General features: G+C 70.5%; 11 protein-coding genes. 6 read left to right on the top strand and 5 right to left on the bottom strand.

Annotated elements, in window-relative coordinates; all coding sequences use genetic code 11:
• Window positions 1-1,511: pitrilysin family protein (locus tag D7V80_RS37850; RefSeq protein WP_147447351.1), on the top strand; the 1,511-nt coding region annotated here is incomplete at its 5' end.
• 22 nt (window positions 1,512-1,533) lie between these two features.
• On the opposite strand, the gene D7V80_RS37845 is transcribed toward D7V80_RS37850, so the two are convergent.
• Window positions 1,534-2,547: a DUF3616 domain-containing protein gene (locus D7V80_RS37845; RefSeq protein WP_120592691.1), complete on the bottom strand. Its 1,014-nt coding sequence runs from the start codon at window positions 2,545-2,547 to the stop codon at window positions 1,534-1,536.
• 199 nt (window positions 2,548-2,746) lie between these two features.
• Between D7V80_RS37845 and D7V80_RS37840 the strand changes: the two genes are divergently transcribed.
• Window positions 2,747-4,621 carry an OmpA family protein gene (locus D7V80_RS37840; RefSeq protein ID WP_120592690.1) on the top strand — a complete coding sequence of 625 codons (1,875 nt, stop codon included), beginning with the start codon at window positions 2,747-2,749 and terminating at the stop codon, window positions 4,619-4,621.
• 45 nt (window positions 4,622-4,666) lie between these two features.
• Here D7V80_RS37840 and D7V80_RS37835 read toward each other — a convergent pair whose 3' ends face one another.
• A complete protein-coding gene (locus D7V80_RS37835) occupies window positions 4,667-5,134 on the bottom strand; it encodes an FBP domain-containing protein (RefSeq protein ID WP_120592689.1) in 468 nt (155 codons plus the stop codon).
• Window positions 5,135-5,221: 87 nt separating this feature from the next.
• A complete protein-coding gene (locus tag D7V80_RS37830; RefSeq protein ID WP_120592688.1) occupies window positions 5,222-5,692 on the bottom strand; it encodes an FBP domain-containing protein in 471 nt (156 codons plus the stop codon).
• A gap of 135 nt (window positions 5,693-5,827) precedes the next feature.
• On the opposite strand from D7V80_RS37830, the gene D7V80_RS37825 reads away from it, so the two are divergent.
• The 3 genes from D7V80_RS37825 (at window position 5,828) to trxA (ending at window position 7,934) form a co-directional block, all read left to right on the top strand.
• Window positions 5,828-6,514: an Ig-like domain-containing protein gene (locus tag D7V80_RS37825; protein WP_120592687.1), complete on the top strand. Its 687-nt coding sequence runs from the start codon at window positions 5,828-5,830 to the stop codon at window positions 6,512-6,514.
• A 55-nt stretch (window positions 6,515-6,569) separates the two neighbouring features.
• Window positions 6,570-7,481, top strand: a complete 912-nt coding sequence (locus tag D7V80_RS37820) for a LysR family transcriptional regulator (protein WP_014398790.1) — start codon at window positions 6,570-6,572, stop codon at window positions 7,479-7,481.
• 126 nt (window positions 7,482-7,607) lie between these two features.
• The gene (trxA, locus tag D7V80_RS37815) at window positions 7,608-7,934 is read left to right on the top strand and encodes a thioredoxin (protein WP_014398791.1); all 327 of its coding nucleotides are present in this window, start codon (window positions 7,608-7,610) and stop codon (window positions 7,932-7,934) included.
• Window positions 7,935-7,943: 9 nt separating this feature from the next.
• On the opposite strand, the gene D7V80_RS37810 is transcribed toward trxA, so the two are convergent.
• Window positions 7,944-8,522 (bottom strand): TlpA disulfide reductase family protein, encoded by a 579-nt coding sequence (locus D7V80_RS37810; RefSeq protein ID WP_199738955.1) that lies wholly within the window; start codon window positions 8,520-8,522, stop codon window positions 7,944-7,946.
• Entirely contained in the window at window positions 8,519-9,583 is a 1,065-nt protein-coding gene (locus tag D7V80_RS37805; RefSeq protein WP_120592686.1) for a CFI-box-CTERM domain-containing protein, read from the bottom strand. Before D7V80_RS37805 ends, D7V80_RS37810 begins: the two co-directional genes overlap by 4 nt.
• A 113-nt stretch (window positions 9,584-9,696) precedes the next feature.
• Between D7V80_RS37805 and D7V80_RS37800 the strand changes: the two genes are divergently transcribed.
• Window positions 9,697-9,984, top strand: coding sequence for a hypothetical protein (locus D7V80_RS37800; protein ID WP_014398794.1), 288 nt, complete (start codon window positions 9,697-9,699; stop codon window positions 9,982-9,984).
• The last annotated feature ends 65 nt before the right edge of the window (window positions 9,985-10,049 follow it).

Raw genomic sequence — 10,049 nt, 5'->3', positions numbered from 1 at the left:
CCCAGGAACCGCCCCCGACGCCGACCCCCACGCCGCAGCCCGAACCGGGCTCCGTGCCCGCGGTGCCGCTGAACGAGCCGCCGCCGATGCACCTCGTGGTGCAGGCCCGGGCGGACACGCCCATCGTCAGCCTGCGGCTCGTCTTCCACACGGGCTCCATCGACGACCCGAAGGGCAAGGAGGGCCTCACCGCCCTCACCGCGAAGCTGATGGCGGAGGGCGGCACGCAGCAGCTCACCGCCGCGCAGCTGCTGGAAGCGCTCTACCCCATGGCCGCCGAGCTCAAGGTCTTCACCGACAAGGAGATGACCACCCTCTCCGGCCGCGTCCACCAGGACTTCCTGCCCTCGTTCCTGCTGCTCTTCACGGACACGCTGCTCCAGCCGCGCTTCGCCCCCGCGGAGTTCGAGCGCCTGCGCGCCAACGCGCTCAATGCCGTGCGCAACGGCCTGCGCAGTGAAGACGACGAGACGCTCGGCAAGGTGGGCCTGGACGCGCTCATCTACGCGGGGCACCCATACGCCCACTACACCGGCGGCACCGTACAGGGGCTCCAGTCCATCACGCTGGAGGACGTGAAGGCGCACGCGCGCCGCGTCTTCACGCAGGACCGGCTCGTCATCGGGCTCGCGGGCCCGGTGGACGCGAACCTCCAGCAGACCATGACCTCGCGCCTGAGCGCGCTGCCCGCCAAGGGCGCGCCCCGAGTGGAGCTGCCCACCGTGAAGTCCTCCGCGGGGCGCACGCTCATCCTCCAGAAGCCCACGCTCTCCACCGCCGTGAGCATGGGCTTCGTCACGCCGATGCGCCGGGGTGACCCGGACTTCTTCCCCGTGGCGTTCGCGCTGTCGAACCTGGGCGAGCACCGCCAGTTCATCGGCGTGCTCTTCAACGAGCTTCGCGAGCAGCGCGGCCTCAACTACGGCGACTACGCCTACGCCGAGCACTTCATCGAGGACCGGGGCAACGGCACCTTCAACCGCACCAACCTGGTGCGCACGCAGCAGGACGTGTCCATCTGGCTGCGCCCCGTGGTGCCCGCCAACGCGGTGTTCGCCACGCGCGGCGCGGTGTTCTTCCTGGAGCGCATGTCGAAGGAGCCCCTCACCCCGGAGCGCTTCAACCTGGTGCGCGGCTTCCTCCAGGGCTACACGCGCCTGTGGGAGCAGACCGACCAGCGGCGGCTCGGCTTCGCCATCGACTCGCTCTACTACGGCACGCCCCACTTCCTGGACGCCTACCGCTCCGCGCTGACGACGATGACGCCGGAGTCCGTGCAGGCCGCCGTCAAACGGCAGCTCTCCCCGGAGAAGCTGGCGTTCGTGTACGTCACGGAGGACGCGCAGGGGCTGGCGGAGAAGCTGAAGTCCGGCGCGCCTTCGCCCATCACCTACGCGTCGCCCAAGCCGCCGGAGCTGCTCAAGCTGGATGAGCTCATCATCCAGCAGAAGCTGCCGGTGCGCTCGGACGCCGTCCAGATCGTCCCGGCGTCGGGGTTCATGGAGCGCTGACGTCCGCGCGCCCTTCCGGCGCTCAGGGGCTTTCCGGCAACGCCGTCCACACGCCGCGGAAGCGCTTGAGCGCCGGATCCTTCTGGCGCTTGCACTCCACGCCGTCCACCTGGACGGTGCCGTCGTCGCTGAGCAACAGGATGTCCTCCGACGTGTCGGGCGTGAAGAACGCCTCCGGGTTCACGCCCGACAGGTCCACCGACGGCACCGGCACCGGCGCGTCGTCTCCCCCCTTCCAGGTGAACAGCCGCGACTTCGCCTCGGAGGCGGTGGCGCCCGCCATGATGAGGTAGCGCCCCCGCCACGACGACAGCGAGCGGATGCCCAGCCCGCCCAGCTCCAGCAGCCGGGGCTCCCCGAAGCGCGCGGGCGAACCATCGCGCACCACCGCCTCCGGGTTCAGGAGCGGCACCACCAGCGCCTTGCCTTGCGTCAGCGGACTGCGAAAGCCAATCAGCATCCCGGGCGCGTCCAGCATCGCCGTCATGCCTTCGATGTTGAGCCCACCGGGCTCCTTGGGCGGCAGCGGCTCCGCCTGCGCGAGCCCGTACGGCGCGAGCCGGGCGTCCGCGAGCAGGTCCTCCAGCAGCTGCGTGTACGGCTGTCCGACAACCTGCACGTGCTCGGGGTCTTCCACGCCGGTGGCGAAGAAGCGCAGGCGCGCGGGCTGCTTCTTTCCGGCGCTGTTGCGGCCGTGAGACGTGAGCCAGAAGGCCAGGTTGCCCAGCCGCGAGCCCGCTTCGATGTCCGTCTCCGGCGGCTTCTTCTTCACCGGCAAATCGAGCGACGGCGTCAGGTCCACCGTCCGCAGCGGACGCCCGCCCTTCCGCGCATCGTAGACGCGCAGGATGTTGTCCTCGTCGTCCGCCACCACGAACAGGCCCTGGCCCAGCTCCACCGCGCCGGACGCGTCACAGCTGCCTTCGAAGACGACCGTGTTCGCGGGCGCGGCGGGCAGCGCGTCGCGCCGCACGTTCGCTTCGCGGGTGCCACAACCCGCCACCAGGACACATCCCCACAGGAGCCACCGTTTCATGGCCCTTCTTCTCGCCGCTCACACCGCGTCGCGCGCGCCGGGAAACCGGAGGCCCTCCGCGAAATGTGTCTTAAACAACAAGACACACGGCGGATCCGAAGGGCTCGGCATTTGTAGAAATGGCATGAGGCTGTAGCTCACGCATCCAGGGGATGGGGTTTTCTTCCGGTGGCGGAAGGTGGGTGCTAAGAGCCTCAGGATGCAATGCCCCGACTCCGAACCTTCGTGGAGCCGGTCCGCGTGCGGCGCGGCCCTGCGACTCGCGGTCCTGGGCCTGCTGCTCACCACGGCAGCGGCCCACGCTCAGCCTGCCCCCTTCTCCCGAGGCTTCGACGCCGTCCCGGTGAAACCCACGGCCGCGCAGGACAGCGGCATTGGCCTGGAAGGCGCCACCGTGGAACCGGTGGGCAGCTACCGGGGCGCGCTGCTCTTCGACTTCAACTGGCGCATCCTCGCGCTGAAGCTGGGTGACGAGAAGCTGGGGAACCTGCTGCCGTACCGGCTGGACGCGCACCTGCTCTTCTCCTACCAGCTGCTGGAGCGGTTGGAGCTGGGCGTGGACCTGCCCGTCACGCTCCTGCAGGGCGACAACTTCTCGCTCCTGGGGGACGCGCTGAACTCGCCGGACTTCCCCGGCGCCGCGGGAGTCAGCGGCACCACGCTGGGCGACATTCGCGTGCTGCCGCGCGTGAGCCTCTTGAACCCGAACCACTTCCCGGTGGGGCTCGCGTTGGTGGCGGAGGTGCGGCTGCCCACCGGCAGCGCGCAGAGCTTCACGGGCGAGAGCGGCGTGGTGTTCGCCCCGCGCCTGGCCGTGGAGAAGCGGCTGGGGCCCGTGCGCGTCCTGGGCAACGCGGGCGTGCTGGTGCGCCCCGCGGCGCAGTACCTCAACCTGCGCGTGGACGACGAGCTGACGCTGGGCGCGGGCGGCATCGTGGACCTGCCGGACATCAGCCGGCTGCGCGAGGTGAAGGCCACCGCGGAAATGCACCTGCGCACGCCGCTGGCGCGCCCCTTCAACTTCGACCAGGCGGATTCGCTCAAGTCGCCGTGGGAGCTGCTGGTGGGCGCCCGCGCGAAGGTGTGGGGCGACTGGGGCGTGGAGCTGGACGTGGGCCGCGGCCTCAACGTCACCACCGGCTACGGCCGTGAGGCCCTGCGGGTCATGCTGGCGCTGCGCTACGACAAGACCTTCAAGGACGAGGGCCCGGACTCCGACGGTGACGGCGTGCCCGACGTGCGCGACCGCTGCCCCACGCAGCCTGAGGACAAGGACGACTTCGAGGACTTCGACGGCTGCCCGGATCCGGACAACGACGGCGACGGCGTGGCGGACGGCGAGGACGCGTGCCCCAACAAGCCCGGCCCGAAGGAGAGCAAGGGCTGCCCGGTGGAGCCGGACAAGGACACCGACGGCGACGGCGTGATGGACCCGCTGGACAAGTGCATCACGGTGCCCGGCCCGAAGGACTTCGACGGCTGCCCGGACACGGACTACGACGAGATTCCGGACGGCGAGGACGACTGCCCCGACGTGGCCGGCCCGCCGGAGAACAACGGCTGCCCGTACGACGCTCCGCCCTACGTGGTGGTGGAGTCGGACCGCATCCGCATCAAGGGCAACATCCTGTTCGAGACGGGCTCCGCGGTCATCCAGAAGCAGTCGTACCCGCTGCTGGACGAGGTGGCGACGGTGCTCACCAAGAACCCGACGCTGGGGCCCGTGCAGATTGAAGGGCACACGGACAACAAGGGTTCGCGTGCGCTCAACATGGACCTGTCCAACCGGCGCGCGAAGTCGGTGCTCGAGTACCTGACGAAGAAGGGCATCGACCGCAAGCGCCTCACGTCGCAGGGCTTCGGGTTCGACCGGCCCATCGCCACCAACGACACGGCGCTCGGCCGCGCGAAGAACCGGCGCGTGGACTTCAAGCTCGTGAAGTCGGAGATCGAATCCGGCCCGAAGGAGACCATCGTCCCCCACGGCCAGCCGCCGCCGCCCGGCACCGAGCCGGTCCCCGGACCGGGGGCGCCGCCCGCGACTGGCGCGGGCACGCCGGCCGGCAAGAAGTAGCGCGCTTCGTTGGGACGGCCCGGAGCACGGGCCGTCCCGCGTCTTTCAGGCGTCCGGGTTGCCGTCGATGCCCAGGGCCTCTTTCGCGAAGCGGGCCATCCGCTCGACGAGCTTCTTGTTGTTGTCCAGGACGCTCTGCCCCGCGCGGTTCGTCACGGCCTCCAGCCGCTCGCCGCAGCGCAGGTCCAGGCAGAGGTTCGTGCCCACCCTGCGCTTCGAGTTGGCATCCGTGGTGAGCAGCCCCACGTCCGCTCCGGTGGAGGTGTGGCACCACTCACACATGTGGGGCGACGCCGGGTCTCCCTGCTGATCCCTGCGGAAGGCGATGCCCGTAGGGCGCTTGCTGCCGGGGGCGGTGAACACCAGGAAGACGCGCACGCCGTAGGGGTCCACCCACGCGAGGTAGTCCCGGATGAAGAGCGGGAACCGGGTGTCCTTGGGCAGCTCGACGAACTTGCGGTCCCGGGGACGGAACGCGTCCAGGAACTCTTTCTCGGTCTCGATGAGGAACATGGGTGGCTGGATAATCTAGCGCGCCCTCCGGTTCCTGGCCGCCCTCCCCCCGCCCTGGCGGCCTGTCAGGGCGGCAGGCACTCGAACCTACGCATCCGAGCCGGGCGCGTACCCCAACGCTTCGCTCGCGAAGCGTGCCATGCGTTCAAGCAACTGCGCGTTGTCGTCCTGGAGGCTGCGACCGGACCGGTCCGCCTGCGCCTCCAGCCGCTCACCGCAGCGCAGGTCCAGGCAGAGGTTCACGCCCACCCGGCGCTTCGAATCCACATCCGTGGTGAGCAGGCCAATCTCCGCGTCGGTGGACGTCCGGCACCAGTCACACATCTTGGGCGCCAGGGCCGGGTCTCCCTGCTGATCCCTGCGGAAGGCGATGCCCGTGGGCTGCTTGCCCCCGGGGGCGACGAACACCAGGAAGACGCGCACCCCATACGGATCCACCCACGAAAGGTAGTTCCGCACGAAGAGCGGGAGCCGGGTGCTCTTGGGCAGTTCGACGTGCTTGCGATCCCTGGAGCGGAACGCGCGCAGCAACTCTTTCTCTGACTCGATTCGGAACATGGCGTGCCCTGACCGGACTGCCTTCAAGAACATCCTGAACGTGCTTCAGCCTGAGTTTGGCCAACCCCCGCGGACACTGGGTTGGAATCACCACCGTATCCAGCTTGGCGGGCCACTCACGTTCCGAGGACCCCCATGCACCTTTCCCTACGGCTCCTGCTGCCCCTGCTGGTCATCGGGTTGGGAGGTATCGCCTGTGGCGATGGTGCCTCCTCCACCAACCAACCGCCCACCGTGAGCGACACCGTCTCCGCGCCCACGGCCCTGGTCGCGGGAGCGACCGGCACCCTGACCGTCACCGCGAGCGATCCTGACGGAGACCCGCTGACCTACACGTGGATGCAGGTCGCCCCCTCCCTCCAGGGCACCTGGGTGGGCGGCACCCACGGCGAGAGCGCGCAGTGGTACTCGCCCGTCGTGGGCACGGAGACCGCGTTCACCTTCCACGTGAGCGTCACGGATGGCGTGAACCCGCCCGTGGTGCGGACCGTCACCCTGCCCGTGTCGGTGCCCCGCTATGGCGCGGACGTCCAATCGCTGTGGAGCTCCGGGCAGTGCACGAACTGCCACGGCAAGGCCGGCAACCTGAGCCTGGCCTCGACCAGCAGCCACGCGAGCCTGGTCAACGTCACGGCCAGGGCCTGCGGCACCCTCCAGCGCGTCATGCCCGGCGACCCGGACAACTCGGCGCTCGTGCGCAAGATGGAGGGCACGGCGTGCGGCGACCGCATGCCCACGAGCACGCCGGAGTACTTCGACCAGCACCCGGGCCTGAACATCCTGGTCCGCTCGTGGATCCTCGCGGGCGCGGCCAACGACTGACAGCCGGGACACCGCGGGCTCGCGCCCGCTCCAGCCGGGGCATAGGCTCGCGGTCGTGGCCGCGAACCCGCCCCTGCTGGACGACATGGTCCTCTTCGCGGAGGTGGTGGCGACGGCCAGCATCACCTCCGCGGCGGAGCGCCTGGGCCTGCGCAAGTCCACGGTGAGCCGCCGGCTGGCCGCCCTGGAGGAGCGCCTGGGCATCCGGCTGCTCGAGCGCAACACGCGCAGGCTCCGCCTCACGGAGGCGGGCCGCGAGTACCACGCGCACTGCGCGCGGCTCGTCGCCGAGGCCCGCGAGGTGAACGCGGCGGTGAGCGAGTCGCGCGGCACGCCCCAGGGCACGCTGCGCATCGCCACGCTGTCGCTGCTGGGCGAATTGCTTACGCCCGTCATCGCGGAGCTGCTGCTGCACCATCCCCGGCTGCGCGTGGAGGTGTCGCTCGCGCAGACGCACGTGGACCTCATCGCGGAGGAGTACGACCTGGCGCTGCGCACCGGGCCGCTCGCGGACTCATCCCTGATGGCGCGCAGGCTCGGGCGCCTGCGCACGGGCTACTACGCCAGCCCGCACTACTTGAGCCGCCACGGCACGCCCCGGACGCCCGAAGCGCTGACGACCCACGAGTGCATCCTCCTGGCTGAGTCCGGCACCGACGAGGTGTGGTTCTTCGGAGAAGGCCGGAGCGCGCGCACCGTGCCGGTGACGGGCCGGCTGCGCGTGCCGAGCGAGCGCGCGGGCCAGGCGGCGGCACGAGCGGGGCTGGGCATCGTGCGGCTGGCGGCGTCACTGGTGGCGGACGACGTGCGCGCGGGGCTGCTCGTCCCCGTGCTGGAAGCGGACACGCCCCCGGGCCTGCCCATCTTCGCCGTCTACCCGAGCAGCCGGCAGCTGCCCCTCAAGGTGCGCGCCTTCCTGAAGCTGCTGTCCGCGCGCGGCGCCGCGCTCCCGTGGGAGGAGGAATAGGGCTCCTGGCGGAACAATGCGTCCCGCCAGGGGCGCTCGTCGTCGCTGCGGGCCGCGATTACATCCCGTGTGCACGAGGCGCGGATGGCCCCTGGGGCGCGCGCCCTCCACCCAAGGACAGGGCACATGGCTGGCGACGTCATCGAGCTGGGAGACGCGGAGTTCCAACGCGAGGTGCTGGAGTCGAACGAGCCGGTGCTGGTGGACTTCACCGCCACCTGGTGCCCGCCGTGCCGCGTCCTCGCGCCGGTCATCGACTCGCTGGCCGCCGAGTACAAGGGCCGGATGAAGATGGCCAAGCTCAACGTGGACGACCATCCGAGGACGCCCGAGCAGTACGGCATCCGCGCCATGCCCACCCTGCTGTTCTTCAAGGGCGGGAAGGTGGTGAAGCAGGTCGTGGGCGCCGTGCCCAGGGCGAAGCTGGAGGAGGCCGTGCGTCAGGTGCTCTGACGCCCGGCGCTAGCGCTTGAGGGCGCGCTCGATGCGGCGGCGCAGGCCGTCCTCGGACAGCATGCCGCGCTGCGCGTCGATGACCTTGCCGTCCCGGTCCAGGAAGTAGAGCGTGGGCAGCGCATTCACCTGGAATGCGCGCGCCACGTTGTCGTCCGCGTAGACGACGTACGGCCGCAGGTCCGGCTGGAAGCGCTGGAGGAAGTAGTCCACCTCCTGCGACGCCGAGGAACCCTCGTCCCGGCTGGCCGCCACGAAGACGAGCCCCTGGGACTCGTACTCCTTGGCCAGCTTCACCAGATACGGCATCTCCTCGCGGCACGGCGGGCACCATGTGGCCCAGAAGTCGAGCATCACCACGCTCCCCTTCAGGTCCGACAGCGCGAGCGAGCCGCCCTCGTGCTTCGTCAGCTGGAAGGTCGGCGGCGACACGCCGTCCGGTACCAGCCGCGCCCGCTGCGCCTCGCGCACGCCCAGGAACGCCAGCGCCGCCAGCCCCAGCACCGCCACCACGGACAGCGCCGTCTTGGCCTTGTCCCCGCGCGCGCCCGGCGGCGGCGTCCCTTCCGTCCCAGCCTGCTGTGTCATCCGCGTTCCTTCCGTGTCAGGCGGCCGTGCACCCGCGTCAGGGCCCAGCGCACCCCGGCCCGAACCCGAGGCCGGCGCACCACCCACGCCGCCAGCGGAGGGCCCCAATAATAGTATCCGTCGATGAACCCCTGACCGAGCCGGCTCTTCCTGAGCACGTCGTCGCGGAAGGCCCGGAAGGCCACCAGCTCCGGCGCGCCCTCGCCAAAGGCCGCCGTCACCACGAAGCACGACGACGCGGGGCTCACCCACATCAGCTTGCCGTTGGTGAGGTTCACCACGACCTTCAACTCCCGCTGCTCCGTGTAGAGGAAGGCCAGCAGGTCGCGCCGCGCGGCGGGGAACTCCTGTCCGCCCGCCTCCTCGAAGTCGATGCGCGTGGTGACGGTGCTGCCCACCTCATCCACCGTGAAGAGGTAGCGCTTGGAGCTGCGCCGGTGCTCCACCTCCAGCCCCTTCAATTCACCGAAGTAGGCCAGGAAGGGCACCCGGCACGCCGGGCAGACGAAGCGGTGGTAGGCGTGCGTCGGGATGAAGGCGTAGTCCCCCATGCGCTTGCAGCCCGTGTTGGGACACACCAGCTTCACGGTCGCCTGGGCCGCGTTGCGAGGGTCGTAGCGCGACAGGCCCGTGCCCTTGTCGAACACCGGCGCCGGCCGCGGCGGCTGGCCCACCATCTGCCGCGTGGGGTGCGCGGCCCGCTCCAGTTCCTGGGCCTTCCGCCACGCCAGCTCCGCCGCCTCCAGCCGGCCGTCCGCGGTGTGCACCAGCGCTTCGGCGTGCGCGCGCAGGGCCGCCACCAGCCGGTCCACCAGCGGCGACACCGCCGGCTCGCGCGCCACCGCGAAGGCCTCCGCCAGCACCCGCTCCATCTCTGGAAGCAGCGCCTGGGCCGCCTTGCGAGACGGGTCCTCCGCCCGCCGGTACACCGGGGGCTCCGGAAGTTTCGCGAACAACGCCGAGGCCTGGGCCCGCACGCGCTCCAGCGCTGCGTCCCCCCGCCCCACGTCCAATCCCGCCGCCCGCGTCTGGGCGGCCCTGATGAGTTCTTCGGGCTGCAAGCGCCTGGACCTTAAGGGTCCCCAGGCCCCCTGTCAGCGACGGAGGCGCGACAGGTCAGGAAACTCGCCATGTGCCCCGGGCCGATGTAAGACGACGTAGGAGGATGTGAATCATGGGCGTATTGAAGTTCCTGGTCTGGACGACCTGCGCGGTGGGTCTGGGCGTCTTCCTGGCTCGGGGCAACGTGGATGGCCGTTCCCCGCTGGAGCACATGGAGCGCACCTGGAAGCGCACGGTGAACCCTTCCACCCTGGACAAGGTGAAGGGCGGCGTGGAGGACGCGATGGAGAGCGCGAAGGGCGCCGTGTCCCAGAAGTCCGCCAACGCAGCGGGCCCGCGCGAGCGCATCACCGCCGAGGACCGGGCGGCCATCAACGACATCATCGCCAAGAAGAAGTAGGCGCCGAAGCGGGCGACGCCTCCCCGCGGGGCCGGTTGCTGATCGCCGCCCTCCCCCTTCCGCCC

Origin of the sequence: Corallococcus sp. CA054B, from assembly GCF_003611625.1 — a bacterium.
Taxonomy (GTDB): Bacteria; Myxococcota; Myxococcia; order Myxococcales; family Myxococcaceae; genus Corallococcus; species Corallococcus coralloides.
Note: the sequence above shows the minus strand (reverse complement) of the source record. Positions and strands in the feature narration are given on the sequence as shown.

Excerpts from the sequence above, each read along its gene's own strand:
- D7V80_RS37845 (WP_120592691.1), bottom strand. The coding sequence starts at position 2,547 with ATGAAACGGTGGCTCCTGTGGGGATGTGTCCTGGTGGCGGGTTGTGGC.
- D7V80_RS37830 (WP_120592688.1), bottom strand. The coding sequence starts at position 5,692 with ATGTTCCGAATCGAGTCAGAGAAAGAGTTGCTGCGCGCGTTCCGCTCC.
- D7V80_RS37810 (WP_199738955.1), bottom strand. The coding sequence starts at position 8,522 with ATGACACAGCAGGCTGGGACGGAAGGGACGCCGCCGCCGGGCGCGCGC.
- D7V80_RS37825 (WP_120592687.1), top strand. The coding sequence starts at position 5,828 with ATGCACCTTTCCCTACGGCTCCTGCTGCCCCTGCTGGTCATCGGGTTG.
- D7V80_RS37800 (WP_014398794.1), top strand. The coding sequence starts at position 9,697 with ATGGGCGTATTGAAGTTCCTGGTCTGGACGACCTGCGCGGTGGGTCTG.
- trxA (WP_014398791.1), top strand. The coding sequence starts at position 7,608 with ATGGCTGGCGACGTCATCGAGCTGGGAGACGCGGAGTTCCAACGCGAG.
- D7V80_RS37835 (WP_120592689.1), bottom strand. The coding sequence starts at position 5,134 with ATGTTCCTCATCGAGACCGAGAAAGAGTTCCTGGACGCGTTCCGTCCC.
- D7V80_RS37840 (WP_120592690.1), top strand. The coding sequence starts at position 2,747 with ATGCAATGCCCCGACTCCGAACCTTCGTGGAGCCGGTCCGCGTGCGGC.